This is a genomic window from Peristeroidobacter agariperforans, assembly GCF_004138335.1.
In the GTDB taxonomy this organism is placed as follows: domain Bacteria; phylum Pseudomonadota; class Gammaproteobacteria; order Steroidobacterales; family Steroidobacteraceae; genus Steroidobacter; species Steroidobacter agariperforans.
This window is the reverse complement of the sequence record NZ_RYFW01000004.1, coordinates 12,082-37,799: the sequence shown is the minus strand read 5'-3', so window position 1 is coordinate 37,799 and position 25,718 is coordinate 12,082. Positions and strand designations below refer to the sequence as shown.

22 protein-coding genes are annotated in these 25,718 nt (G+C 62.2%); 16 read left to right on the top strand and 6 right to left on the bottom strand.

What is annotated here, in order from left to right; translation table 11 throughout:
- Positions 1 to 20: 20 nt before the first annotated feature.
- Positions 21 to 2,567: an excinuclease ABC subunit UvrA gene (gene uvrA / locus EK373_RS25915; protein ID WP_129647404.1), complete on the bottom strand. Its 2,547-nt coding sequence runs from the start codon at positions 2,565 to 2,567 to the stop codon at positions 21 to 23.
- A 94-nt stretch (positions 2,568 to 2,661) separates the two neighbouring features.
- On the opposite strand from uvrA, the gene EK373_RS25910 reads away from it, so the two are divergent.
- Positions 2,662 to 3,606, top strand: coding sequence for a hypothetical protein (locus EK373_RS25910; RefSeq protein ID WP_129647403.1), 945 nt, complete (start codon positions 2,662 to 2,664; stop codon positions 3,604 to 3,606).
- A gap of 16 nt (positions 3,607 to 3,622) precedes the next feature.
- On the opposite strand, the gene EK373_RS25905 is transcribed toward EK373_RS25910, so the two are convergent.
- Positions 3,623 to 3,823 (bottom strand): DUF2905 domain-containing protein, encoded by a 201-nt coding sequence (locus EK373_RS25905; RefSeq protein ID WP_129647402.1) that lies wholly within the window; start codon positions 3,821 to 3,823, stop codon positions 3,623 to 3,625.
- A gap of 280 nt (positions 3,824 to 4,103) precedes the next feature.
- Between EK373_RS25905 and EK373_RS25900 the strand changes: the two genes are divergently transcribed.
- A complete protein-coding gene (locus tag EK373_RS25900) occupies positions 4,104 to 4,694 on the top strand; it encodes a porin family protein (protein WP_129647401.1) in 591 nt (196 codons plus the stop codon).
- Between the two features lie 43 nt (positions 4,695 to 4,737).
- Here the strand turns inward: EK373_RS25900 and EK373_RS25895 are convergent, their stop codons facing one another.
- Together EK373_RS25895 and pdxR are read right to left on the bottom strand one after the other, a co-directional pair.
- A complete protein-coding gene (locus tag EK373_RS25895) occupies positions 4,738 to 5,835 on the bottom strand; it encodes a zinc-dependent alcohol dehydrogenase family protein (protein ID WP_232831237.1) in 1,098 nt (365 codons plus the stop codon).
- 80 nt (positions 5,836 to 5,915) lie between these two features.
- Positions 5,916 to 7,373, bottom strand: a complete 1,458-nt coding sequence (gene pdxR / locus EK373_RS25890) for a MocR-like pyridoxine biosynthesis transcription factor PdxR (RefSeq protein WP_129647399.1) — start codon at positions 7,371 to 7,373, stop codon at positions 5,916 to 5,918.
- 84 nt (positions 7,374 to 7,457) lie between these two features.
- Here pdxR and EK373_RS25885 point away from each other — a divergent pair, with 84 nt between their 5' ends.
- From EK373_RS25885 to EK373_RS25835, 11 genes are all read left to right on the top strand, one after another.
- Positions 7,458 to 7,865 (top strand): cupin domain-containing protein, encoded by a 408-nt coding sequence (locus EK373_RS25885; protein WP_129647398.1) that lies wholly within the window; start codon positions 7,458 to 7,460, stop codon positions 7,863 to 7,865.
- Positions 7,866 to 7,945: 80 nt separating this feature from the next.
- Positions 7,946 to 8,266: a DUF2946 family protein gene (locus EK373_RS25880; protein WP_129647397.1), complete on the top strand. Its 321-nt coding sequence runs from the start codon at positions 7,946 to 7,948 to the stop codon at positions 8,264 to 8,266.
- A gap of 271 nt (positions 8,267 to 8,537) precedes the next feature.
- Entirely contained in the window at positions 8,538 to 10,721 is a 2,184-nt protein-coding gene (locus EK373_RS25875; RefSeq protein WP_198683656.1) for a TonB-dependent receptor, read from the top strand.
- Positions 10,721 to 11,428, top strand: coding sequence for an ABC transporter ATP-binding protein (locus EK373_RS25870; protein WP_129647395.1), 708 nt, complete (start codon positions 10,721 to 10,723; stop codon positions 11,426 to 11,428). The genes EK373_RS25875 and EK373_RS25870 overlap by 1 nt, the downstream gene beginning before the upstream one ends.
- Positions 11,425 to 12,825 (top strand): DUF3526 domain-containing protein, encoded by a 1,401-nt coding sequence (locus EK373_RS25865; protein WP_129647394.1) that lies wholly within the window; start codon positions 11,425 to 11,427, stop codon positions 12,823 to 12,825. Before EK373_RS25870 ends, EK373_RS25865 begins: the two co-directional genes overlap by 4 nt.
- A complete protein-coding gene (locus EK373_RS25860) occupies positions 12,822 to 14,282 on the top strand; it encodes a DUF3526 domain-containing protein (RefSeq protein ID WP_129647393.1) in 1,461 nt (486 codons plus the stop codon). Before EK373_RS25865 ends, EK373_RS25860 begins: the two co-directional genes overlap by 4 nt.
- 61 nt (positions 14,283 to 14,343) lie before the next feature.
- Positions 14,344 to 15,738, top strand: a complete 1,395-nt coding sequence (gene hemN / locus EK373_RS25855) for an oxygen-independent coproporphyrinogen III oxidase (protein WP_129647392.1) — start codon at positions 14,344 to 14,346, stop codon at positions 15,736 to 15,738.
- A 36-nt stretch (positions 15,739 to 15,774) separates the two neighbouring features.
- Positions 15,775 to 16,524, top strand: a complete 750-nt coding sequence (locus EK373_RS25850) for a helix-turn-helix domain-containing protein (RefSeq protein ID WP_129647391.1) — start codon at positions 15,775 to 15,777, stop codon at positions 16,522 to 16,524.
- Positions 16,525 to 16,602: 78 nt separating this feature from the next.
- Positions 16,603 to 18,879: a nitric-oxide reductase large subunit gene (locus EK373_RS25845; protein ID WP_129647390.1), complete on the top strand. Its 2,277-nt coding sequence runs from the start codon at positions 16,603 to 16,605 to the stop codon at positions 18,877 to 18,879.
- A gap of 9 nt (positions 18,880 to 18,888) precedes the next feature.
- A complete protein-coding gene (locus tag EK373_RS25840) occupies positions 18,889 to 20,124 on the top strand; it encodes an NnrS family protein (RefSeq protein WP_129647389.1) in 1,236 nt (411 codons plus the stop codon).
- 7 nt (positions 20,125 to 20,131) lie between these two features.
- Entirely contained in the window at positions 20,132 to 20,533 is a 402-nt protein-coding gene (locus EK373_RS25835) for a SirB2 family protein (RefSeq protein ID WP_129647388.1), read from the top strand.
- A 15-nt stretch (positions 20,534 to 20,548) separates the two neighbouring features.
- Here EK373_RS25835 and EK373_RS25830 read toward each other — a convergent pair whose 3' ends face one another.
- Both EK373_RS25830 and EK373_RS25825 read right to left on the bottom strand, forming a co-directional pair.
- On the bottom strand, positions 20,549 to 21,430 hold the full coding sequence (locus EK373_RS25830) for a universal stress protein (protein WP_129647387.1): 882 nt from the start codon (positions 21,428 to 21,430) through the stop codon (positions 20,549 to 20,551).
- A gap of 26 nt (positions 21,431 to 21,456) precedes the next feature.
- Positions 21,457 to 21,858 carry a GreA/GreB family elongation factor gene (locus EK373_RS25825; RefSeq protein WP_198683655.1) on the bottom strand — a complete coding sequence of 134 codons (402 nt, stop codon included), beginning with the start codon at positions 21,856 to 21,858 and terminating at the stop codon, positions 21,457 to 21,459.
- Between the two features lie 119 nt (positions 21,859 to 21,977).
- On the opposite strand from EK373_RS25825, the gene nhaR reads away from it, so the two are divergent.
- From nhaR to secD, 3 genes are all read left to right on the top strand, one after another.
- The gene (nhaR, locus tag EK373_RS25820; protein ID WP_198683654.1) at positions 21,978 to 22,892 is read left to right on the top strand and encodes a transcriptional activator NhaR; all 915 of its coding nucleotides are present in this window, start codon (positions 21,978 to 21,980) and stop codon (positions 22,890 to 22,892) included.
- A gap of 88 nt (positions 22,893 to 22,980) precedes the next feature.
- A complete protein-coding gene (locus EK373_RS25815) occupies positions 22,981 to 23,316 on the top strand; it encodes a hypothetical protein (protein WP_129647385.1) in 336 nt (111 codons plus the stop codon).
- A gap of 89 nt (positions 23,317 to 23,405) precedes the next feature.
- Entirely contained in the window at positions 23,406 to 25,718 is a 2,313-nt protein-coding gene (gene secD / locus EK373_RS25810) for a protein translocase subunit SecD (protein WP_129647384.1), read from the top strand.

The following is a 25,718-nucleotide window of genomic DNA, read 5'->3' as shown; positions in this document are numbered from 1 at the left end:
CTCTCGAACACCAGGTCGTATCAGGACTGAGGTTGGCTGCTCGCTTCTTTCAGGAACTCCGCGAGGTATGGCGCAGTCCGGCTACGCTTCGATCTGGCGATATGTGTGGGAAGGCCGGTCGCGACGATGGAGCCACCCTCATCGCCCGCGCCGGGGCCCATGTCGATGACCCAATCGCTGCCCGCGACCACGCGCATGTCGTGCTCGACGACGACTACAGTGTTGCCGGCCTCGACCAGGCGCTCGAGCTGCACGACCAGTCGTTCGACATCGGAGGGGTGCAAGCCGGTGGTCGGCTCGTCCAACACATATAATGTGTCGCCCTTGGACAGGCGCTGCAGCTCGGTAGCCAGCTTGATGCGCTGAGCTTCGCCGCCCGACAACTCGGTCGCCGCCTGGCCGAGTCGCAGATACCCCAGCCCGACTTCGCGAAGCACCTCCAGCGAGCGATGGATGTGCGGCTCGTCCTCGAAGAACTGCCACGCCGTATCGACCGTCATCGCCAGCACTTCGGCAACGTTCTTGTCGCGATATCGGACCTCCAGCGTCTGCGCGTTATAGCGGGCCCCATGACACGTCGGACACGGCGCGTACACGCTCGGGAGGAACAGCAGCTCGACCATCACGAAGCCTTCGCCTTCGCACGTCTCGCAGCGCCCTTTCGCGACATTGAAGGAGAAGCGACCAGCGTCGTAACGACGCGAGCGCGCGGTCTTGGTCGCTGCGAACAGCTTCCTGACGTAGTCGAACAATCCAGTGTAAGTGGCGAGGTTGGACCGTGGCGTACGGCCGATCGGCTTCTGATCCACACGCACCAGTCGCTTGATCCGATTCATGCCGGCCGTGATCGTGCCGCCCAGCGTGTGCACGACCGTGCGCTCCAGCTCGCTGCCTTCTTCTTCGTCGGGAGCAACTGCCTGGCCGAGATGCGTGGCAACCAACTCAACCAACACCTGACTCACCAGCGTCGACTTGCCTGAACCCGACACTCCCGTGACGCTGGTCAACAGGCCCAGGGGGAATTGCGCATCGAGCTCCTGCAAGTTGTTTCGCGACACGCCGCTGAGTTTCAACCATTCGCCCGGCCCTCTTGGCTCGCGCGGCGGCAGTTTGAACTCGGAAAACAAGAAGCGACGCGTGTGCGATGCCTCGACCGACGCCAGACCCTTGGGTGGACCGCTGAACAAGATCTGTCCGCCGTGCTCACCCGCCGCTGGCCCCACATCGACGATCCAATCGGCATGGCGAATCACATCGAGCTCGTGCTCGACGACGAATAGCGAGTTTCCGGCCCGCTTCAACTGGTCCAGCGCCGCCAGCAATGCTTTCGTATCCGCCGGGTGCAGACCTGCAGATGGCTCATCGAGCACGTACACGACCCCGAACAGATTCGACCGCACCTGAGTGGCCAACCTCAGCCGTTGCAACTCCCCGGGCGACAACGTGGGCGTACTGCGCTCCAGCGACAGATAACCGAGCCCCAAGTCGAGCATCACGGCGACGCGCGCTTCCAGATCCTGGACGATGCGTTGGGTGACCAGCGCTTTTTCCGGATGCTCCGCCTCGAGCTTGCGCCAGCGCGGCGCCGTGCCCGACGCGTACGGTTGCAGGAGCTTCGCCAGCTCCTTCAGCGGCAGGCCGGACATCTGCGCGATATCCAGATCGGCAAACTTCACCGACAAGGCTTCGAGCTTCAGCCGTTTACCTTTGCAGAGCGGACAGTCGGTGCTGACCAGGTATTGCGACACCCGCTTCTTCATCAGCGCGCTTTCCGTGTTCGCAAACGTGTGCAAGACGTAGCGCCGCGCGCCAGTGAACGTTCCTTGATAGCTCGGCTCTTCCTTACGCTTCAAAGCGCGACGCACCTCGTGCGGCTCGTAGCCTGCATATACCGGCACCGTCGGCTGCTCGTCCGTGAACAACAGCCAGTCGCGATCTTTCTTCGCCAGCTCACGCCAGGGCTTGTCGATGTCGAAGCCGAGCGTAACCGCGATGTCTCGCAAGTTCTGTCCGTGCCATGCCGGCGGCCACGCGGCGATAGCTCGCTCGCGAATGCTGAGCGAAGGATCGGGGACCATCGATGCCTCGGTGGCATCGTAAATTCTGCCCAGTCCATGACATGTCGGACACGCACCCTGCGGTGTATTCGGCGAGAACGATTCAGCGTACAGGAGCTGCTGGCCGCGCGGATAATCGCCGGCTCGCGAGTACAACATGCGCAGCAGATTCGACAGCATCGTCACACTGCCTACCGAAGAGCGAGTCGTCGGCGAGCCTCGTTGCTGTTGAAGGGCGACGGCCGGCGGCAAGCCGTCGATTTCATCGACCTGCGGCACGCCCATTTGATGAAACAACCGCCGCGCATACGGCGAGACCGACTCCAGATAACGCCGCTGCGCCTCGGCGTACAGCGTGCCAAACGCGAGCGAGGATTTTCCCGACCCCGACACACCGGTGAACACCACCAGCGCATCGCGTGGAATCTCTACATCGACGTTCTTGAGGTTGTGCTCTCGCGCGCCGCGGACACGGACCATCCCGTCCAGGCGTGAATCGGTCTTCTTCATTGTGGAATAACGACTGTGAGTGCGATTGGTTTCGGCCGGGCGCGGCGTCCTACGGCCCGCAAGCACCCGTCACTAAACCCGCGTGCATTCTCTCATGAACCGCCAATGCACCGTGCTGCTTGGAACAATGGCGTTCGGCGTCACTGTGCCCGCCTTTGCGGAGCACGACATCGAATTCGTCCAAGAGCATCTGCCCGAAACCATGATGGGCAATCGGTACGCAGCGCTCCCGGTGTGGGATCTCGGCGTCGCGACTGAGAACACTGCGTATCAGCTTCAAGCCGCTTATTCATCCACGACTGCGGAGGACCTGAGTATCGCAGGGCCCCTGCTCTCCTTATCGGCCAGCCGGTCCACGAGTGGCGAAACCCGACTGGGGGCCTTCGGTTTCTACGATCCCCTGCGTCTGCGCACGACCCACGACAGCCGTCCCTTGCAAACATTGTTTGCACCGGACACGCCGATCGCACGCCCGGTAGACGCGGAGTTCACCAACCTCGACGGCACCGCGGTCGACTTCGGCGCCGGCCTGTTCTGGTCCCGGCATCGAGCAGCGGGTTGGCTCGGCGAACACAGCTGGGTCGCCGGCTTGCTCTGGCAGCGAGTCGACTTGCGGGACTATCGTTTCGATTATCTCGTCACCGCAGGCCCGCAATCGGGACTGCGGGGGCAGATCGATTTCGACACGCATTACGATCACTTCACGCCGTTCATGGGCATCGAACTGCCGCGCGCACGAGGCGGTTGGTTATTCACTCCCCATGCGTTGATCGCATACCCAATGCCCAGACACGGCGTCCAGGGACACATCACCGGACCTGGCTTCGATATTTCCGGCAACACCGCGAGCGCCGGCAATGGCAAGCACTTCGGCGATCCGTCCGTCACCCTGGGCCTGACGATCACTTACCTGCCGGCGCATCTGTCGATCGATGCGGGCACGTTCTTTACACAGGCGTACCTGGAGCAAAAGATCCATCGCGGCATCGAGAGCAACTGGCTGCTCTCGGTCTCATGGTCGCCAGCCGTCAGGGAATAAAGCAACGGGGAACAGATTACTTTCTGAAGAACATCAGGATGATCGAGATCAGCACGCTGACGATGATCATGGTGGTCAGCGGGAAGAACATTTTGAAACCCGGCCGGTCGATCATGAAGTCGCCGGGCAGGCGGCCGATGGGCAGCTTGGAGATCCACGGCCAGGCGAGGCCGACCAGGGCAATGATCAAGCCCAGAACGATCAGTGAGCGCTGCATACGACGTTCTCCACGTCCCATTCTCGCGCCGATCATAGGCGATAGCACGCGGCAGGCGAAGTTGGACCTCAGTGCCCGCCGGGCTCTGCCAGTATTGGTGCACAGCTGCATGCAGTCGAATGCAGTCGTTCACCCTGCGCAACTCGTGATGCGCCTCTCAGTTTGAAAACGCTGACAGCCCTCGCATGCGACTGTGAGCAAAAGCCGTCGGCATACTCCGCCCGCCTCAGCAGCGCAGAGCGGGTGCTCACGCCTGGGGCGCATCAAGGAGAGTTTCTAAATGCGTAAGCGAATGGCTTTGAACGGATTGGCTCTGCTCGGCTTGCTCGCGAGCACGAACGTTCTTGCCGAAATTCAGCCGGGCTTCTACGCCGGCGTGGGCGTCGGCACGGCCACGATCGAGCTCGACACCATCGAAGTCGACGACGATTTCGATTTCAAATTCGACGCGGACGACACGGCGTTCAAAGTGTTCGGCGGTTACAACTTCAACCAGTACTTCGCCATCGAGGCCACATACTATGACGGCGGCGAGCAGGAAGAGACCATCATCAGCTTCCCCGGCTTCAATAGCTCGATCGAAGTCGGCACCAGCGGCCTGATTGCGTCGGCCATCGGCCGCGTGCCCCTCGGCGATCTCTTTTCTCTGTACGGCAAGCTTGGCTTCGCTTCATATGACGCCGAAATCAAGACCCTCGTGAATGGCGATGTGGTGTTCGAGGAAGACGGCAGCGACGACGACGTGGCTTACGGCGTCGGCGCCTCGTTCAACATCGGCTCGCAGTTCGAGCTACGCGCCGAATACGAAGCCATTTCCTTGTCCGACGGCGACTTCACCCTGCTGTCGGTGAACGGACTGTTCAAGTTCTGATTGCGGTCGAGCGTCAGCTCGCGCCGGGCCACGGAGGGCCCGGTCAGAACGTCAGCACGATCTTGCCCATGAAGCCGCCTGACGCCATTGCTCGCAACGCTTCGGAATACTGCTCGATGGGATAGACCCGATCGATCAGCGGGCGCAAGCGATGCCGCGCCATGAACGCATTCATTCGCACATAGTCGGCGCGCGATCCCACGAATATTCCCTCGGCCGTCGCCGACTTCTTCAGTATTCCCCAGGCGGGCAGCGAACCGTCATAGCCGGTGATTCCGCCAATGATGGCAAGCGAGCCGCCATCGGCGAGGCTGTCCACTGACTGCACGAGCGTGCTCTTACCTACCACATCGAGCACGAGATCTGCACCGCGGCCGTTGGTAACACGCAGCACAGCCTTGGCCCACTCCGGCTCCTTCCGATAATTGATCCCATCACGCGCACCGAGTTTGAAGGCGTGCGCCAGTTTTTCATCCGAGCTGCTCGTGACAATGACGCGTGCACCCGCGGCAACCGCGAACTGGAGTGCAAACGTCGACACACCACCCGTTCCCTGCACCAACACCACGTCGTCCTTTTGTGTGTTGGCGCGACCGATGACTGCACTCCACGCTGTGAGCGCTGCCGTCGGCAGCGTCGAGGCTTCTTCGTAGCTGAAGTCCTTCGCAATCGGCACGACCGCTCTTGCATCGAGCGCAATGTATTCAGCCGCGACCCCCTCGATAGTCCAGCCGTACACGTCGTCGAGATATCGTTCCCGATAAGGGCCGTCCATCCAGTTTCTGAAGTACGTGCCAGTGACGCGGTCACCCTGGTGAACACCTTTCACTGCACGGCCGACAGCAACAACTTCGCCTGCCGCATCGGATACGGGCGTCTTTGCTGCATCATCGAATGACTGTCGATCCAGACGCGAAAGCTCGCCGCGATTCAGGCTGATCGCATGCACGCGCACCAGCACCTGCTCATCGCCGAGGGTCGGCAGCGGAGCCTGAACCAACTTCCATTCATAGCGCTCACCGCTCTTCTCGACGACGATCTTGCGTCCCTTGGCTGGCAGCTCGGATGCTTGTGCAATGAGAGCAAGCGCTGCGCCGACAGCGACAGCTGCGACGCGAAGCAGGCGGGAGGTTGATGACATCATAGACGCGCACTGTCACGCCGCGACTGGCTCTCAAAAAGAACCACTTCGGCGCAACCTCACGGATCCACTTCAGGGAATCATCGGCCGCCGAAGGCACGCGCCAGCCGGACCAACCCCTCCTGGATCTCGCGCTCGCCCAGGCTGCTGTAACCAAAGACCAACCCGCCGCGCCCGGCTCGCCCGATCTGAAATCGGCGCAGCGAATATACGCCGGCGCCGAGACGACTGGCCCGCTCGACGATGGTGTCAGCATCGATTGGCGATTGAGTGAACGCCGCAAGGTGCAAGCCCGCAGCCGAGGGCACGGGAGTCAAATCGGCGTGCAGATACTTCTGCAGTCCATCGAGCAGCGCCTCGCGCCGGCCGCTATAGATCTGCCGCATGCGACGCACGTGACGCGCCAGATGACCCTCCCTGATGAAGCTCGCCAACGTTTCCTGCAGCAGCGGCGAGCACTGCCCATCGGCGTAGTGTTTTGCCGCCACCAGCGCCGGGCGTGCCCACGACGGCGCCACCACGAATCCCAGGCGCAGGTCCGGAAACAAACTTTTGGAGAACGTGCCGACATAGAACACCGAGCCGGCCCCATCCAGTGTCTGCAAAGCGTCGAGCGGCCGTGCCCCGAAACGAAACTCGGCGTCGTAATCGTCTTCGATGATCGCGGCGTTGTTCGCACTCGCTAAAGCCAGCAGCTCCGCTCGACGGCGCGGCGACATGACCGCGCCCGTCGGAAACTGGTGCGACGGCGTCACATAGATCAGGCTGGCCGTAGGCGGCAGTTTCTCGACGATCAAGCCTTCCTCGTCCACCGGGACCGGAACGATCTTTGCGCCTGCCGCCATGAACGCCATGCGAGCCCGCTGATAACCCGGATCTTCCATCGCGACGACATTGCGCTTCGGCGCGAGCAGAATTCGCGCGAGCAGATCGAATGCCTGCTGCGCGCCGCTCGTTACGACGATGTCGGCTGAATCGCAGGCAACGGCCCGTGCAAACGAAACATGCTTGGCGATCGCTTCGCGCAGCGACATTCGCCCGGCCGATGTCTCATCGACCGCCGCCTGACGGGCAAAGGTACGCAACGCTCTGGCGGACAGGCGGCGCCACGTCGCCATGGGAAACCTGGAAACATCGGGCAAGCCCAGGCGAAACTGATAGCGCACCGTGCCTGGCGCCGGCGAACCGTCGAACAACGCTGGCCGCTGCCAGAACTCACCGAGTTGACGCGCGCGTTTCACATCGGACTTCTGTTGATTTGCGACGCGAGTCACCCGAGGCACGACATCCGCCACGTAGGTGCCTGCTCCGTGCCTCGTCGTGATGTACCCTTCGCTCAGCAACAAATCGTAGGTCGCAATCGCTGTGTTCCGTGAGACGCCATAGTTGCTAGCGAGTACGCGCGTCGCCGGCAAACGCAGACCAGGGCGCAGACGGCCTTCCAGAATGGCAGCCTTCAACTGCCCATGCAGCGCACGCAAGCGCTCACCCGATTTGCGCGGCGGAATGCGGATCGGCAGCTCGAGAATTGGATCCATCGAAGTTCGCCTTTTTGGCTCTTTAGGGGAGCCGGTTTCGAGCGCATTCTGGGCGTTGTCAGCCACTCTGAACAAGCCATTCCCATGAACAAATTCGCAATCGGCGCCGCGCTCGTCATGACCGTGCTCGGCGCAACCAGTCAGGCCGCGGACCCCAAGCCCGCGGTCGTCAAGCCGCTGCTGACCGAGCCGCTCACTGGCGTTCCGGGCAAGGAAGTCACCGTCCTCACCGTCGAATATCTGCCCGGTGGCGCGTCGGCGCCGCATCGGCATGACGCCGATGTGTTCGTCTACGTGCTGGAAGGCGCGGTCGTCATGCAAGTGGATGGCAAAGAGCCGGTCACCGTGCGCAAAGGTGAAACGTTCCGCGAGAGCCCCAAGGACATTCACCGTCAGTCCATGAACGCGAGCAAGACCGAGCCGGCCAAGTTCGTGGTGTTCGTGGTCAAGGATCAAGGCAAGCCGGTGACGCGTCCGCTCGACGGCGGCTGAACGCAGCCACGGCCAGGGGCTAGCGCAATACAAACATTGTGATATTGTGCGGGCCGACTTGGTTGTTATAGACCCTGGCCGTGGCACTGTCGTTCTTCACATCTCATCCTCATCGCCTGCAGCGACGCCTGAGCGTCGTGCTGTCGATGGTGATTTGCGTGTGGATGTTGGCGACAGCCACTCACTTCCACACTCCGCTGGATGATGTCGACACCCATCACGGCGCGAAAGAGTTGTGCGGATTCTGCGCCTCTCTTCCGGCCGGCGGCGCCGCGCCCACGGTGTGGACTTTCGTTCCCACGGAACATCGCCAGTTCGTGCTGGCGCCCGCCGAGATCCTGCCGGCCGTTCCGGCCGTTGCCGCTGCGTCGTATCGCAGCCGCGCACCTCCCTTCGTTTAACCGTCGCTGATTCCAATTCGAATCCGCAGCTTGGCGTGCCCGTGGGCACCTGAGCCGCCTGGCCATGCCATTGGCGCGCCTCCGAAGACAAACAGCCGTCTTCGGGAACGTCCGCCCGTGGCCTCGATACTTACAACGGTGCGACGTGCCTACTCGTTCTTTGCAAACTCTCGTCGGCAGATCTTTGCTGCTGACACCCTTGGCTCTCGCCGGCCCGGCGCCGGCGCAAACAATTCTGCAACCCGAGGACTCCCACCTCGAGGAAATGCTGGTGACCGCTCGCAAGAGCGCCACCGCGGCCTTGCCCATCAATGTGGCGGCAGACTCGGTCGAGCGCAGTCAGATCGAGGCGATGAATGTGATCAACGCCGAAGATGCCCTGCGCTATGTCTCCAACGTGCAGATCCGCAAACGCTACATCGGCGATGCGAACGGCGCTCCCGCCTCGCGCGGGACCAGTGCTCCGCAGGCGGCGCGCAGCCACGTGCTAATGGACGGCATTCCGATTTCCAACCTGCTCGGCTCCGGCTTTCTGTTTGCGCCCAAGTGGGGACTGCTGGCGCCCGACGAGATCGAATCCATCGATGTGATGTACGGTCCGTTCTCGGCGCTGTACAGCGGCAACACGCTGGGCACGGGCATCTTCGTCACGACGCATATGCCCGACGACTTCGAAATGTCGCTCGGCGCGCTCGATGCGTACCAAAACTTCCGTGGCTATGACTCCGATCTGAGCCTCAACAGTCAGCGTTACGACGCATCGATCGGCTCGCGCCTCGGCAACGTGTCCTGGGCGGTCTACGCCAATCATCTGAAGGCCGAAGGCAATCCGGCCAACTTCCTGACTCTCCCTGTGAGCACGGGCACGCCCGTCACCGCCACAACGCCGGTCGACTCGACCGCGGTCGGCGGCGCGATCCGCGAGACCGACGCCGGCGGCATCGATCGTTATCTCTTCGGAACCAGCAGCACCTTCGACGACACCACCGACGTGGTGAAAGGCAAGCTGAAGTGGGGCATCGACGCAGACACCCGGCTGTTCGCAACGCTGGCCTACCAGGAGGTCAGCTCCAAGTTGCTCAATCACGAATCGTATTTGCGCGACGCCGCGGGCGATCCCATTCTGCGGGGCCGCGTGCGGATCGACGACCGTGTATTCAATCTGAACAACTTGTCGATCCTGCAACTGAATGTGACCGCGAGTCGCAATCTGCTCGCGGGCGCGACTCTGCAGAAGCGTTTCGACCCGCATTGGCTGATCGAAGCCTCGGCATCGGGATTCGATGTGCTCGATGGCGACATTCGCACGGCCACGATGGCCAATGCACCCAACGGCCAGGTCAACGAAACGGACGATCAAGGCTGGCGCAATGGGGCTGTGCGCGCGATCTACACGCCCGCAATGGCAAACTGGTTGGGCAAGACCATCGTATTCGGCGCCGACTACGGACGTTACTGGAATCAGAACAGCGCCTATCAGTCACCGAACTGGCGCGCCGGCACTCACGGCGCGCTCGCCGAACGCAATCGTGGCGAGACACGCCAGACCGCCCTGTTCGGCGAAAGCACCTGGGGCCTCGGCTCGAACGTCGATGTGACATTGGGGTTGCGCTACGAAGACTGGCAAGCCAGCGACGGCCTGCGCACGCTCGGTGCACTGTCCATCGACTATCCAGAGCGCAGCGATCAGAAATGGTCGCCGAAAGCGACGCTGACCTGGCGCACGACGCCCGAGCTCACCTTTCAGGCACGCGCGGCCAAGGCGTATCGCTTTCCGACCGTCACCGAGTTGTTTCAATCGCGCACCACCGGCGGCTACCTGGTGCAAAGCGACCCCAACTTGAAGCCCGAGGACGCGACGACGTTCGACGTCTCGCTCACGCGTCGCTTCGATTTGGCGGGCGGCCGCGCCAAGGCGTCTGCGGCCATTTTCTCGGAAGACGTGAGCGACGCGATCTTCAATCAGTACAACGTGTTTCAACAGGCCACGTTCAACACCAGCATCGGCCGCGTCCTGACCCAGGGCCTGGAGCTGAACCTGGCCGCGTTCGGCATGCTCGTGCAGCGCTTCGACCTGGATGCGAATCTGGTCTATCAGCACAGCGAAATTCGCGACAACGCCAACAACCCGGCCACGGTCGGCAATGACTTTCCGCGAATTCCGAACTGGCGCGGCAAGCTGCTCGCGACCTGGCGACCGCTCGGGCTGCTGTCGGCCAGCGTCGGCCTCGCTTACGAAGGCAAGCAGTACAACCTCATCGACAACAGCGATGACCGCTCCGGTGGCTACGGCTACATGAGCGAATACTTCCTGGTGGACCTGAAGGCGAGCTATCGGTTCGCCGGCAACGTCGAGGCATCGCTCGGCATCGACAACGTCACTGACGAGCTCGTCTTTTACTACCACCCCTACCCACGCCGCACGTACAGCGCATCGCTGCGGTGGAGGATGTGATGAACGTACTCGCCATGACCAACGTGCAAAAGAAATTCGGCGCGCGCACGGCGCTCGACGGCCTCGATCTCAAACTATCGTCTGGTGAAGTCTTCGCGCTGCTCGGGCCGAACGGCGCAGGCAAGACCACGACGATCAATCTGATCCTCGGCTTCCTCAAGGCGGACGCTGGCCTCGTAGACGTGTGCGGGATCGACGCCGCACTCGAACCACTGCGAGCGCGCCAACACATCGCTTACATCCCGGAACAGGTTGCGCTGTACGCGACGATGTCGGGACTCGACAACTTGCGTTACTTCACGACCCTCGCGGGGTTGACGCTCGACGCCGAACGCTCGAGCGAATTGCTCACAGAAGCGGGGCTGACGGCCGAAGCACAGCATCGCCCCGCGCAATCCTACTCGAAGGGCATGCGACAGAAGGTCGGCATTGCAATCGCCATGGCGCGCTCGGCGAAACTGTTGCTGCTGGATGAGCCCACCTCCGGGCTGGACCCGAGCGCATCGGCGGAGTTTTCTCGAGTCGTCAGAGCAGCGGCTGATCGAGGCACCGCCGTGTTGATGGCGACGCACGACCTGTATCGCATCAAAGAGCTGGCCGATCGCGTCGGCGTACTGCATCGAGGGCGCGTCGCCGAAGACATCGATCCGGCTGCGCTCGATCATGTCGCGCTGGAACAGATCTACATGGAGCGGCTCTCCACATGATGCTGTCATTGATTCGATTGGAATGCTCTTTGTTGCTTCGAGAGCGACGAGTGAAATGGATTGCCGCCGCACTCTGCGCGCTGATGGCGATGACCTTCGGCATCTCCTTCAAAGAAGCGACGCGCACAGCCGATGAAGCGGCGCGCATGACGACCACCGAGCGCGCCCGCTGGCTCAATCAGGATCCGAAGAATCCCCACAGTGCCGCTCACTATGGCGTGTGGGTGTTCAAGCCGGCGTCGCCGCTCGCAACCTTGGACCCGGGAATCGAGCCCTACGTCGGACGAATGATTCGCATCGAGGCGCATCGCTACAACGATGCGCTGTATCGATCGGCGCAGGAGCGCTCGCCGCTATCGAGAGCCGGCCTTTCGACCGTCGCGGACGTCACGCAATTGCTCGTTCCCTTGGCCGCACTCCTGCTGAGCTTCGCGATCTTTGCGGCGGACCGCGAACGAGGCACGTTGCGTCTTGCACTCGGCAATGGCATTGCTCCGGGACGCTTGTTGTCCGCACGCTTCGGCGCACTGGCCGTGACGACGACGTTGATTGTCGGCGTGCCCGCGCTCCTGCTGGGCGCAATCTCCATTGCGGCGCTGGATAGCGCGGGCTGGCACTCATGGCCACGTTTGATGCTGTGGACGCTCGCCCAAGTTGGCTACGCCGTGTTCTTTCTGCTGGTCGGCTTGCTGGCATCGCTGGTAGCGAAGACCTCGCGCGCGGCGCTGACAATCGGACTGCTCAGCTGGGTCGCTCTTTGCGTCGTGCTGCCCCGACTTACGACGGCCGCAATTGAGTCTGTAGCGCCAACGCCTTCGTATGCAGCGACGCGCGCGAAGATCGAACAACAGATCAAACTTTATAACCGCGCCGACCTGCACCAGGAGCGTCAGAACGACCTCCTGCAGCGCTACGGCGTCGCGAACGCTGCCGAGCTGCCGATCGATCTGCGTGGCGCGATGATGCACGATCGCGAGCAGCACGATTATTCCGTCTTCGACCGCGAGCTAGGTGAGTTCTTCGCTCGCCTGGTACGGCAGGACCGCTTGCAAGGCTGGGCGGGGCTCGCATCGCCGCTGCTCGCTATCCAAGCGGCGTCGGCAGGCCTGGCCGGCAGCGATTTCCGTCGTCACAGCGACTTTCTGCGGGCGGCCGAAAACTACCGCCGCGTTCTTTCCGACACGATAAATCTGGACCTGGTCGCTCATCCCACCCAAGGCGGCGTGGCCTACCTCGCAGCTCGCGATGTGTGGGAGAAGGTTCCGCCGTTCGTCTACCAGCCCGCGCCATTCACGCAATCGTTACGTGAAATCGCCACTCCATTGGCGCTGCTGGCCATCTGGGTGGCGGCAGCAGCCATGGCCGTTACCTTTACCGCACAGCGAGTGAAGCCATGAGTGCGACTTTCCGACGACTGCTGTTGCTGGAGCTTCGCGAAACACTTCGACAGCCTTTGACGTGGGCTGTGTTCGTTCCACTACTCCTCGCAATGTTCATCGGAGCAGCCACTGGCGCCACGCACGTCGAACACGAGCGCCGCCTGCTACAAGTCATCGCGACCGAGCAAGCGGCGGCGCTGGGTGAAGCGAAAGCGGCCGCCGAACGCTATGCGGTTCCATCGGATCTGAAAATCGAATACCACCGCGATCCCACCGACGCGTTCGGCTACATGAACTGGTTCCTGGTGACACATGCTGTGAAGCCGCCCTTGCCACTGGGCGCGCTCGCGCTGGGCCAGTCAGATCTGTATCCCAGCCACGTGAGGATCGACTTCAACTCGATCTTTCCCGATGCTGCTTACGATCCCGGCAATCCGCACGAGCTGAAGCTGGGTGCTTTCGACCTGGCCTTCGTACTTATCTATCTGTCGCCACTCGCCTTGATCGCGCTGACCGCGACTCGCCTGACCGGCGAGCAGGAGAGCGGAATTCTGCGCCTGATCGCCGCCCAGCCGATCGGGCCAAGATTGGTCGCGGCTGCGAAGTACTCGGCCATTGCGATCGTTTCGGTGGCAGTCGTAGTCGGCGGCGCGGCATTGGCACTGGCAGCTCAGAGCCAACTCATCTTCGAGCCGCCGCTCGGTCTGATCGCGATCTCGATTTGTTTGTGGGTATTGCTGTGGATCGCCTTGGCCGCGTGGACCGCCTCGTTCTGGCGCGGCGCCATCGGTTCCATCGTGACTCTGGTGTTGTTGTGGGCAACGATGACCGTGCTGCTACCCGCCGGCGCGGCGCTGCTCGTCGAAGTCACCCATCCTGCACCATCACGCATCGCCTATATCGATTCGAGCCGCGAGGCGATGGATGGTTTCTACGGGGACGAAGCCGAGGTACATGCTGCATGGTTCTCGCGCTTCCCTGACTTTGCTACGTCGGCTCCCGAGGCGGTGAAGAGCGCGGAAGTCAAGCGCTTCGCGCGCGACGACTACTATCGACGCTCACTGCTGCCGCAACGCGAGCAGTTCGAGACGCGCACACAAGCCGTACTGACAACCGGCGACTGGCTGCGTCTGCTGTCGCCGGCAATGATGTTGGACAACATGCTGCAGACGGCTGCGGGCACAGACATTCGGCGGCACGCGAACTTCCTTGCTTCAGCCGACGCGTACAGCGAACGACTGCGAAGATTCTTTGAACCGCTCGCGCTTGCGAATGCAGCCAACCCGCGGCGCAGCTGCGATCAATGCCCCGGCCGGCTCAACTTCACTCGATACGAGGACGTGCCCGTGTTCGAGCCAGATATGAGCGTCGGCGCGGGCCTGCGATGGAGCGCCTGGACATGCCTCTATCTTGCGGCCCTAGTTGCATTGTTCAGCGTGGCGGCAAGCCGCCGTCTGCGGGAGTGGCCATTGTGAGCGACCAACCCAGCTGATCTAGATCAAGGTTCGAGATCGCGCGCCGGGATACGGTAGCGCCATGAGCCAATGCCTGACGTGCGATCTCGACCTGCTCCGCCGCTACGACCAGCCCGGACCGCGCTACACGTCTTATCCAACGGCGCCGCAGTTCGGGCCGCATTTCAAGGAAGAAATGCTGCGGGAGTACATACGCCGTAGCAACGAAGAGCTGATTCCACGCCGGCTGTCGTTGTATGTGCACGTTCCCTATTGCTCGAGTCCGTGTCTGTACTGCGGCTGCAATCGTGTCATCACGCGCGATCGCACCGCCGGCACGCGCTATGTCGAACGGTTGATTCGGGAAATCTCGCTGGCCGGACCACTGTTCGATCGTGACCGTGAGGTGATCCAGGTGCACTTCGGCGGCGGCACGCCGAACTTCCTGCGCTCAGAAGAGCTGGGGGAGATCATGCGCGCCCTGGGCCGGCAATTTCAGCTCAGCAACGCCGCGATTCGCGATTTCTCGATCGAGATCGATCCACGTTTCATCGACACAGCGGATGTCGCGGCCTACGCGCAGATGGGCCTGAACCGCGCCAGCCTGGGCGTGCAGGATTTCGATCCCACCGTGCAGCGGGCCGTCAATCGCATCCAAAGTGCGCAGCTCACGCAGACTGTCATCGACGCATGTCGCCGCAATGGCTTTCGTTCGGTCAACGTCGATCTGATCTACGGCCTGCCTCATCAAACGCTCGATGGCTTCGGCCGCACACTCGACACCGTGCTCGAATTCCGGCCCGATCGGCTCGCGGTGTATGGGTACGCGCACATGCCTCACGTGTTCAAGCCGCAGCTGCGCATCGACGCCAGCGCCCTGCCGAATGCCGGCGAACGGATCGCACTCCTGTCCCTTGCCATCGACAAGCTCACCGCTGCAGGCTATGTCTATATCGGCATGGATCATTTCGCTGTTCCCGATGACGACCTGACGCGCGCCTACGATGCCGGAACGTTACAGCGAAATTTCATGGGCTATACCACGCACGCCAACTGCGACCTGGTTGGCTTGGGCGTCAGCGCCATCAGTCACATCGGCGACAGCTTCAGTCAGAATCCGCGGGATCTGCCCTCGTGGGAAAAGGCGCTCGACTCGGATCACCTGCCTGTATGGCGCGGCCGTCATTTGGATCTGGACGATCAGGTGCGCGCCGACGTGATCCAGCAGCTGATGTGCCGGGGCGCGATCGACATCGCGGCCGTGGAACGGCGCTACGATATCGACTTTCACCGTTACTTCGCCGACGCCCTGGCGCACGTGCAGCCGCTGGCGAAGGATGGTTTGGTGACGTTGGAACGGCTGCGCATTTCTGCGACGTCGCGCGGGCGACTGCTCTTGCGTATCATCGCAATGTGTTTCGATCGATACCTCAATCATCGGCTCCCCGGCGGAGCCACTTATTCCAGCGCGATCTGACCTGCCGTTTCCCGTCGGCAGCGCGAGTGTGCTGCCATGAGTGACGCGAGCCGCCGCCCCACTCCCGGCATCGCTGACGACGGCGACGAATTCCATTTCTGCAGCACCTGCGCATTCTCGGCAGCCTGTCTGGAGAGCGGCTATGACAAGAGCCTGCTGCGGGATCTGCACGTGCTGGTCGAGCACATCGGACCGTTCCACGAAGGCGAGCACATCTTTCGTGAAGGCGATCCGTTCACGGCGATCGCAGCGGTGCGCTCCGGCACCGTCAAAACATACGTGACGGATCATGAAGGGCGCGAGCACGTACAAGGCTTCTTCCTGCCCGGCGAGGTCATCGGACTCAACGCCATCTCGCAGGCCCGCTACCCCAGCAACGCCGTCGCGCTCGACTCGGTCATGCTGTGTCGCTTCTCCTTTCCAAACATAGCCGCGCTCGCAACGCGCGTGCCCGGCTTGCAGCAGCAGCTGTTCAGGCTGCTGAGCCTGGACATCGGCAAGGCCGCGCTGCTGTCCGGAAACTTTTCTGCCGATGAGCGGATGGCGGCATTCCTGGCCACATTGTCGCGGCGTTATGCAGCGCGCGGCTTTTCGCCGAATCGCTTCTTGCTCACCATGACGCGGACGGACATCGCCAACTATCTGCGTCTGGCATCCGAGACGGTCAGCCGTGTGTTCCGGCGCTTCCAGGACGACGGCATGATCCACGTCGAACGGCGCGAGATCGAGCTGAAGGATCGCAAGCGCCTGGAAAAGCTGGCCGAAGACGTGCTCCGGAACACCTGACCCGCACCTGACCTAGATCAGGGCGAGCGAAGCCGGCCCGGCCGCATCATCCCTCCACCAATGAGTGGGAGAGGGTCCATGAACGCGAGTCGCAGGTTGTGGGTGGGACTAGGAGTCCTGCTGCTGCTTTCCTTTGCCGTCCTGCTATGGGTGGGCGGCGAAATCCATCGAGAGATGCCACCGGTGCCATCGGCAGTCGTGACCGAGAATGGCCGGACGATCTACACCCGAGCCGATATTCAGAAGGGTCGGCAGGTATGGCAATCCATCGGTGGCCAACAGCTCGGCTCCATCTGGGGCCACGGCGGTTACGTCGCTCCGGATTGGACCGCGGACTGGTTACGTCGCGAAGCTGTCGCGTGGCTGGATATCGATGCACAACGTGAGACGTCGCAGCGTTACTCACAATTGCCCGAAGACACTCAGGCCGCGTTTGCCGCGCGCCTGCAACCTCGCATTCGCAAGAACACTTACGACGCGAATACGGACACGGTCACGATCCCAGAGGACCGGGCGCTCGCAATGGCGCAGGTCGCGGCTCATTACGAATCGCTGTTCAGCAACGATCCGCAAACATTGGAGCTGCGCAAAGCCTATGCGATGAAGGACAACACAGTGTTGTCCGCCGAGAATCGCACCGCCATGACGGCGTTCTTCTGGTGGTCTGCGTGGTCGGCTGTTACGCAGCGGCCGGGCAAAGCCATCACTTACACCAACAACTGGCCGCATGACACGCTGGTCGGCAATGAACCGCCGGGCCACCTGTTCATGTGGACCGTGTTCAGCGTGTTGTTCCTGATCGCCGGCATCGCGCTGCTCGGTTGGCATCACGCTCGCCATAAGGATGAGGCGCCGCCCGAACTGCCTGCGACCGACCCGCTGGCGATGATCCGTGTCACGCCTTCCATGAAGGCCACCGGCAAATACTTCTGGCTAGTGGTCGCGCTGTTCCTGACGCAGATCCTGCTGGGCGCGATCACGGCGCACTATCAAGTGGAAGGTCAGGAAGCGTACGGCTTTGCGCTTGCCAACTATCTGCCTTATTCGCTCAGTCGCACCTGGCACACGCAACTCGCCGTGCTGTGGATCGCGACTGCGTGGCTCGGCATGGGTTTGTACATCGGCCCCGCGATCTCCGGGCACGAGCCCAAGTATCAGCGGCTCGGCGTCAACTTCCTGTTCACCTGCTTGATCATCATCGTGGTCGGCGCGTTTACCGGACAGTGGCTGGCGGTGATGCAGAAGCTCGGCCTGGACAAGAACTTCTGGTTCGGCCACCAGGGCTGGGAATACGTGGACCTGGGCCGCTTCTGGCAGATCTTCCTGTTCATCGGCCTGGGCCTGTGGCTGACGCTGGTGGGCCGCGCGCTGTGGCCGGCGATCCGCAAGGGCGGCGAATCCAAGTCCATCATCGTGCTGTTGTTTCTGTCCACGGTTTGCATCGGCCTGTTCTACGGCGCCGGCTTGATGTGGGGCGAGCACACGCACCTGTCCATGGTCGAGTACTGGCGCTGGTGGGTCGTGCACCTGTGGGTCGAAGGCTTCTTCGAAGTGTTCGCGACCGCAGTGATTGCGTTTCTCTTCACACGCCTGGGACTGCTGCGCACTAGCACAGCGACTGCGGCGGTGTTGTTCGCGACCATCGTGTTCATGAGCGGCGGCGTGCTCGGCACTCTGCATCACTTGTACTTCACGGGCACGCCAACGGCCGTCATCGCACTCGGCGCCAGCTTCTCCGCGCTGGAGGTGGTGCCGCTCGCGTTCGTCGGCTTCGAGGCCTATCAAACATTCAAGCTCGGCTCCGCGACCCCGTGGATGCAGCGTTATCGCTGGCCGATCCTGTTCTTCACCGCGGTGGCGTTCTGGAACCTGGTCGGCGCCGGACTGTTCGGCTTCCTGATCAATCCGCCGCTGCCGCTGTACTACATGCAAGGTCTGAATCTCACCCCGCTGCATGGACACACCGCCTTGTTCGGTGTGTATGGCCTGCTCGGCGTCGGTCTGATGTTGTTCTGCCTGCGCGGTTTGAAGCCGAACGTGGTTTGGGAGGAGCGCGTGCTGAAGACCAGCTTCTGGGCGTTCAACATCGGGCTCGCTTGCATGGCTGCGTTCACCTTGCTGCCCATCGGCGTGATTCAGCTCAACGCGGCGATCGAGCATGGCTACTGGTACGCACGCTCTGCCGAGTTGATGCAGAAGCCGATCATCCAGCTGCTGGTGTGGATGCGCGTTCCTGGCGACACGATCTTCAGCGTCGGTGCTTTGTCACTCGCCTGGTTCGTGCTCCGCCTGTGGATCGCGCCCAAGCAATCGAAGCTGGTGGTGCCGGAAGGAGCGCAAGTCGCGAAACGTTGAGACAGGACCATGAACACAGTCACCCTGCCCGCCAGCACCTTGCGCACCATCGCGGCCGCCCCCCACCGCTTGATGTTCTTCATCGGCGCAACCAACACGTTGCTGGCAATGGTCTGGTGGGCCTGGTGGCTGATCAGCGCGCGCTGGCTCGGAGGAACCAGCGCGCAACCCATGGTGCCGCCAGGATGGCTGCATGCCATCGTCATGCAGTACCAGGTGCTGCCGGCCTTCATGTTTGGTTTCTTGTTGACTGTGTTCCCGCGCTGGATGGCGTTACCGCCGCTGCGACGTGGGCACTACGTTCCCGTCGGCATCGGCATGTTTGGCGGCCAACTCATCACACTCGCCGCGCTGGCGGGGCTGGGCGATCCCAACTTGTTACTGAAAGTCGGCGCGGTGCTCACCACCAGCGGCTGGCTCATCGGAACCCTCTGGCTGGTGCGACTCGTTGCGCAGGAAGGCGGCCGCACCTGGCACGCCGTGAGCTGCGCCTTTGCACTCGGCTTCGGTTTGCTCGGCCTGACGCTTTACTCAGCGTTCCTCTTTGTGACCGACCCGCGGGTGGTCTTCGCCGCGATCAAGCTGGGTACGTTCGCCGTGCTGCTGCCGATCTACTTCACCGTCTGTCATCGCATGATTCCTTTCTTTGCCGGCTCCGCGCTCCGCAACTATCAGCCGACGCGGCCGATGTGGACGCTCGCGCTGTTCTGGCCGCTGACATTGATCCACCTGTGGCTGGAGCTGCGCCACGGTTACGCCTGGCTGTGGCTCGTCGATGTGCCGATGGCGGCAATGACAGGCTGGCTGTTGTGGCGCTGGTGGCCACGACGAACACAAATGCCGGCTTTGCTTCGAGTACTGTTCGTTGGCTTTGCGTGGTTGCCAATTGCGTTCGTGCTATACGTCCTTCAGAGCGTGCAGTTCGCAGCGACCAGCGAGTTCATCCTTGGGCGAGCGCCGGCGCACGCGCTGTTCATTGGCTTCTTCGGCAGCTTGCTGGTCGCAATGGTCACTCGCGTGACCCAGGGGCACTCGGGCAGGCCGCTGGTGCTCGGCAAAGTCGCAGCGTTCGCTTTCATCTGCATTCAGCTGGTCACGCTCACCCGCATCGTGGCCGAACTGGTGCCGGACTCGCTCGCCATTCAAGCAATTGCCGCCCTCGGCTGGCTCGTGGCGTTCGTGCCGTGGGTGTTACGATCAAGCTGGATCTATCTGACGCCTCGCGTCGACGGTGCACAGGGATAATTTGGGGATGATTGAGTTCTATCCGCAGATCAAATCGGTTCATATCGCAGCGGTCATGGCCAGCGGCCTGCTGTTCTTCCTGCGCGGCGCTTCACTCCATGCCGGCATGAATTGGGCGATGGCGGCGCCGGTTCGTTACCTGACCTACGCCATCGACACGACACTGCTGACGGCCGCGCTAATGCTCGCGACCATGCTGCATCAGTACCCCTTCGTGCACGGCTGGCTCACCGTCAAAGTGCTGTTGCTGGTCGTTTATATCGTGCTGGGCACGTTCGCACTGAAACGCGGCTCGACTCGGAAAGTCCGCGTGGCGTGCTGGGTGGCAGCGTTGATCGTGTACGCGTACATCATCAGCGTGGCTCGCGCGCATAACCCAGCCGGAATATTCACTCGGCTGCTGGCGTGATCGTGCCGCTCCGGCTCAGTGCAATCTCGCCTTCCGAGCGGGCACGGAGCCGCGTGGCACGACCAGCACGTCGCAGTCGGCGGCATCCATGACCTGACTCGCGATGCTGCCGATCAAGGCTCGTCGCACACGACCGCCGTTCGTTCCCATCACGAGCAAATCGGGTTGGTACATTTCGACGGCGCGCCGGATGGCTCGTGCGGGATGGCTGTCGCCGATCACCACTCCATAGCGAGTGTGATCGGCACTCGTGCGTTTGAGTAGCTCACGAATCTCCGCGGCCGCTTCGCGTCTCGAGTGATTGACGTATGAGATGACTTCCTCGGTGCCGACGCCGGCGGAACGCATCATGCCTTGATACGGAGGCTCGGAGACGTGCATCACCATGGACTGCGTCCGAGCATTCAAGATCAGCGCCTCGGCTGCTTGTACGGCTGCAGCGGACTCTTCCGACACATCGAGCGCCAACATCACTTGCTGGTACCCGGCTTCGGCGGGCCGTCGCACGATGAGCAGCGGGCATTGGCGCGTGTTGAGAATCTTCTCTGCGATCGTGCCCTCGAGCACATCACGTAGCCCACGCTTGCGATGCGGACCGATGACCACCAGATCGACTTGATGCTTGTCGATCGAATCGATAATCAACCGGGCCGGGCCGCCGGTTCGAACCGCGACTTCGGGCAATGGGCCGAAGCGCCATTCGGGAGCGCGAGCTCGCGACTTGAGTCCTGTGATGGCCAGCTGCAGCGCCTGCTCGAGATTGAGCTCCGAAGTCGTCGGCGAGACGACGTGCAACAGAGACAGCTGTGCTTGAAGTTGCTCGGCGAGCATCCCCGCACGATCAATCGCCGCTTCGCTCTTTGGCAACAAGTCAGTCGCACACAACAGCCTCGGCATCCGCACGCCCTCCTCAGTTGAAATCGCTAGTGCGCCCCCACGTGCGCAGACTGGACGGACTCGATTCGTATACGACGCACGCCGCCCGGCATGAGCCACTCGACTTCATCGCCTTCCCGATATCCGAGCAGCGCAGTTCCAAGCGGCGCAAGCACGGAAATGCGACGCGCACTCACATTGGCCTCGGCCGGGCCGACGAGCGTCAGCTCCTGCCGCGCGCCATTGCTCAGATCGAGAATGCGCACCGGCTTGTGCATCGTGACCACGTCGGCTGCGACCTGTTCGGGCTTCAGCACTTGCGCGCGCTCCAGCTCCAGGCTCAGCTCTTCGAGATGCTCCTGATCATGGCCACGAGGGGCGCGAGTCGACAGCAGACCGCGCAGCACGCGGGCATCGGGCTCGGAAATCACGATCGGATGATCACGCATCATTCCACTCCTACAAGGTTCAGCGACCATGGTGCAGGCTTTGCTCAGTTCGATCAATTAGAATTATTCTCGCGTTTCGTTCGTTATGGTCGAAGCTTCTTACTTGCCCGGGAGGCAGCATGAGCGCGGTGATCCGAAGGCTCAACTATCAGCACCTGCTTTATTTCTGGTCCGTCGTTCGTACGGGCAGTCTCACGCGCGCGTGCGAGGAACTCGCACTCGCGGCGCCAACGATCAGCGCGCAGTTGCGCACACTCGAAGAGCGCCTCGGCGAGAAGCTGCTGGTGAAATCTGGCCGTACGCTGGTGCCGACCGAAGTCGGCCGACTGGTCTACAGCTACGCGAACGAGATTTTCGGGCTCGGCCAGGAATTGATGGAAGCCCTGGAGCAACGCCCATCGACGCGACCGTTGAAACTGCTGATCGGCATCGATGACGTGCTGCCCAAGGAGATCGCCTATCGAATCGTCGAGCCGGGCCTGCAGTTGAAGCAACCGGTGCGTGTCATCTGTCGCGAAGGCACGCTGGAGCGTTTGGTTGCCGATCTCGCAATTCACGAAATCGACGTGGTGCTGTCGGATTCCCCGGTGACGCCCTCGCTCAACGTTCGCGCCTACAGCCATCCGCTCGGCAGCTGCAATGTGTACTGGATGGCGACGCCAACGCTGGCGAAGACGCTGCGCCGTGATTTTCCGAAGTCATTGGACGGAGTTCCCGTGCTCTTGCCCACCGATGACACGGCGATTCGACGCGCGCTCGATCAATGGCTCGATCGCCAGAGTGTGCGACCGCTCCTGCTCGGTGAATTCGAGGACTACGCGATGCTGCGTGAGTTTGCCCGTGAGGGTCATGGCTTCGCGCCCGTGCCGTCGGTGCTCGAAGCGTCGTTTCGCCGGCAGCATGGTTTCGTGCGCATCGGCCTCGCAAAAGGCGTGAAGGCGGAGTTCTATGCCATTTCCGCAGAACGCAAGATCAAACATCCCGCCGTGGCGGCGATGACAGACAACGCCCGTCAGTTGTTCTCGCAAAGTTGAGCTGGTGAGTTGCCCGAGAACGAAACATGAACTAGCCTGCCCGGTACCGATGCGCATGCCACTCACCTCTCAGACGCGGAATTTCAGCATGGGCGGGCCCGTGTGGCTTGCGCTCGTCGCCGTGGTCTGGTGGGCGGCACTGCTGAATCCGTCGCAAGCGCGGACTTTCTCGACGGGTATCTTCGATGGTCTCGAGCTGCCGGCCGCCACTGTTTCGGCGGATCGGCAGCTATCGCTACAAACAAGCGATCGACGGCGTACGGACTCGGCGCGTGACGGCAGTTCCTCCGCCGTGCTCGCGCCGGCAGCCATCGTGCATCTTTCTGTCGAGCCAACTCAATGGTTCGGCGCGACCACTCATCGGCCGATCGCGCGGCCGATCCGCTCTCCCGCTCAACCCCGAGCGCCTCCCGCAAACACCTGATCGGTGTCATTTCGTTCCGGTAACGACACCGCTTCGTGCAGTGACGGCCGGCATGCGCGTGCGTCGCGCAGATCGAACGGGAGCAATTCATGGTTATTTCCAAATGGCGGCTCGTGCTCTACGGGCTGATCATCCTCATTGGCAGTGCTGTCGCGTTACCTAGCCTGCTTTCTTCTCAACAACTGGCGGCATGGCCGGACTGGCTGCCGCGCAAGCAAGTCGCATTGGGCCTCGACTTGCGCGGCGGCGCGCACCTCGTACTCGAGATCGACGAGCGCACCCTGCAAAAGGAAATCGAGGAAGAGGGTCTCGACGCCGCCGCTGCAGCGGCGCGTCGGCAGTCGGCACTCCAGCAAAGCATCGAGATCGTCCGACGCCGCATCGATGCCATCGGCGTCGCAGAGCCGACCGTTCAAGCGCTGGGCACCGATCGCATCCTGGTGCAATTGCCCGGGATGCAAGATCCCGCATCGATTCGAACCTTGCTCGGTAGCACGGCGAAGCTGACGTTCCATCGCGTCGAATCGTGGAGCGTGCCCGGACGAGGAACGCCGCGCATCGGAACCATCCGCGTTCCCGCCGCAGACGAAGACATCGAATACATCCTGCAGCAGCGGCCGATGCTCCAGGGCGAGCGGCTCGTGCAAGCCAACGCCAGCTTCGACACGCAGACCAGCCAGCCGGTGGTTTCGTTCCGCTTCGACGATGTCGGCGCCAAGGAGTTCGCGAAGATCACCACCGAGAACGTCGGTCGACAGTTCGCCATCGTGCTCGATGGCAAAGTCATCAGCGCTCCGAGAATCCAGGAGCCGATCATCGGCGGCTCGGGCCAGATCACAGGCAACTTCACGGCGGCGGAAACCTCCTCGTTGTCCGCTCTGCTCCGCGCAGGCGCGCTGCCTGTGCCGTTGCAAATCATCCAGGAAGGCATGGTGGGCCCGGATCTCGGCAGCGACGCGATCCGCATGGGCGCAGTCACCGGCGCAGCGGGCCTGCTGCTCGTCCTTGCATTCATGACGGTGTTGTATCGAGGCTGGGGCGTGGTCGCCAACCTCGCGCTGGTCGTGAACGTATTTCTGACCCTCGCAGCGTTGACATTGCTCGGGGTCACACTGACGTTGCCAGGCATCGCCGGCATCGTGCTCGGCATCGGCCTGGCGGTCGATGCGAACGTTCTGATCAACGAACGTATTCGAGAGGAGACGCGTAACGGCAAGTCGGCCGTGGCGGCGCTGACTAATGGCTTTCAGCGCGCTTACGCGACCATCATCGACTCCAACGTCACCGCACTGATTGCGACGGCGTTGTTGTTCTGGCTGGGCTCGGGGCCAGTGCAAGGCTTTGCCGTGACGATGGCGTTGGGCATCGCGATCTCGATGTTCACCGCGGTCGCCGTCGTGAAGGCGATCATGTCGGTGTGGGTACGATGGCGGCGACCGAAACAATTCGTCATCCGTTCGCTGCTGCCTGCGCGCTGGCGCAACGCAACTCCCAACTTCCAGTTCATGCGCGCGCGTTTCATCGGCCTTGGCGTATCGCTGGTGTTGTCGCTTGCTTCGCTGATGCTGTTCATCAAGCCGGGGCTGAACTACGGCGTGGACTTCACCGGCGGCACGATCATCGAAGCTTCTGCGCCGGCGACCATGCAGCTGGCGGATGTTCGCGCCGGACTGGAGCGAGCCAATCTCGGCGAGGTGAGTCTCCAGCAGGCCGACGCCGATGGCACGACCATCCTGGTCCGCATTCAACAGCAGCCGGATGCCGGAGCGGCGGCGCAGACCGAGATCGCCGAGCGCGCCAAGGCGGCCATCTTGGAAGCGGAGCCGACGGCCAGTTTCGATCGAGTCGACATCATCGGCCCGAAGATCAGCGGCGAGCTGACCGATGCAGGCATTCTCGCCGTGCTGTTCGCCAGCGTCGCGATGTTCATCTACATCTGGATCCGCTTCGACTGGCATTTCGCCGTGGGCGCGATTGCCACGCTGGCGCTGGACACCACCAAGGTCATCGGCTTCTTCGCCCTCACCGGCCTGGAGTTCAACTTGACCGCGATCGCGGCGCTGCTGACGTTGATCGGCTACTCGGTCAACGACAAGGTCGTGGTGTACGACCGCATGCGCGAGAACCTGCGCCTGCATCCGGAGGTGCCGTTGCGGCAGATCATCGATCGAAGCATCAACGAAACGCTGGCTCGCTCGATATTCACCTCGGTGACCGCTTTCCTCGCCATGGTGCCGATGGCCCTGTGGGGTGGTGCAACGGTTGCCAGCTTCGCCGTGCCCATGGTGTTCGGCATCGTGGTGGCGGCCAGCTCGTCAGTCTTCATTGCCGCACCGATCCTGCTGTTCCTCGGTGAGCGGATCAAACATCGCCCGCCGCTCGTACAGGAGGCCACTCCATGA

Coding starts and splice junctions, on each gene's coding strand:
- EK373_RS25815 (WP_129647385.1), top strand. CDS start 22,981: ATGGGCGGGCCCGTGTGGCTTGCGCTCGTCGCCGTGGTCTGGTGGGCG.
- EK373_RS25860 (WP_129647393.1), top strand. CDS start 12,822: ATGAGTGCGACTTTCCGACGACTGCTGTTGCTGGAGCTTCGCGAAACA.
- EK373_RS25910 (WP_129647403.1), top strand. CDS start 2,662: ATGAACCGCCAATGCACCGTGCTGCTTGGAACAATGGCGTTCGGCGTC.
- EK373_RS25840 (WP_129647389.1), top strand. CDS start 18,889: ATGAACACAGTCACCCTGCCCGCCAGCACCTTGCGCACCATCGCGGCC.
- secD (WP_129647384.1), top strand. CDS start 23,406: ATGGTTATTTCCAAATGGCGGCTCGTGCTCTACGGGCTGATCATCCTC.
- EK373_RS25850 (WP_129647391.1), top strand. CDS start 15,775: ATGAGTGACGCGAGCCGCCGCCCCACTCCCGGCATCGCTGACGACGGC.
- uvrA (WP_129647404.1), bottom strand. CDS start 2,567: ATGAAGAAGACCGATTCACGCCTGGACGGGATGGTCCGTGTCCGCGGC.
- pdxR (WP_129647399.1), bottom strand. CDS start 7,373: ATGGATCCAATTCTCGAGCTGCCGATCCGCATTCCGCCGCGCAAATCG.
- EK373_RS25830 (WP_129647387.1), bottom strand. CDS start 21,430: ATGCCGAGGCTGTTGTGTGCGACTGACTTGTTGCCAAAGAGCGAAGCG.
- EK373_RS25845 (WP_129647390.1), top strand. CDS start 16,603: ATGAACGCGAGTCGCAGGTTGTGGGTGGGACTAGGAGTCCTGCTGCTG.
- EK373_RS25835 (WP_129647388.1), top strand. CDS start 20,132: ATGATTGAGTTCTATCCGCAGATCAAATCGGTTCATATCGCAGCGGTC.
- EK373_RS25905 (WP_129647402.1), bottom strand. CDS start 3,823: ATGCAGCGCTCACTGATCGTTCTGGGCTTGATCATTGCCCTGGTCGGC.
- hemN (WP_129647392.1), top strand. CDS start 14,344: ATGAGCCAATGCCTGACGTGCGATCTCGACCTGCTCCGCCGCTACGAC.
- EK373_RS25825 (WP_198683655.1), bottom strand. CDS start 21,858: ATGCGTGATCATCCGATCGTGATTTCCGAGCCCGATGCCCGCGTGCTG.
- EK373_RS25885 (WP_129647398.1), top strand. CDS start 7,458: ATGAACAAATTCGCAATCGGCGCCGCGCTCGTCATGACCGTGCTCGGC.
- nhaR (WP_198683654.1), top strand. CDS start 21,978: ATGAGCGCGGTGATCCGAAGGCTCAACTATCAGCACCTGCTTTATTTC.
- EK373_RS25895 (WP_232831237.1), bottom strand. CDS start 5,835: ATGTCATCAACCTCCCGCCTGCTTCGCGTCGCAGCTGTCGCTGTCGGC.
- EK373_RS25870 (WP_129647395.1), top strand. CDS start 10,721: ATGAACGTACTCGCCATGACCAACGTGCAAAAGAAATTCGGCGCGCGC.
- EK373_RS25865 (WP_129647394.1), top strand. CDS start 11,425: ATGATGCTGTCATTGATTCGATTGGAATGCTCTTTGTTGCTTCGAGAG.
- EK373_RS25900 (WP_129647401.1), top strand. CDS start 4,104: ATGCGTAAGCGAATGGCTTTGAACGGATTGGCTCTGCTCGGCTTGCTC.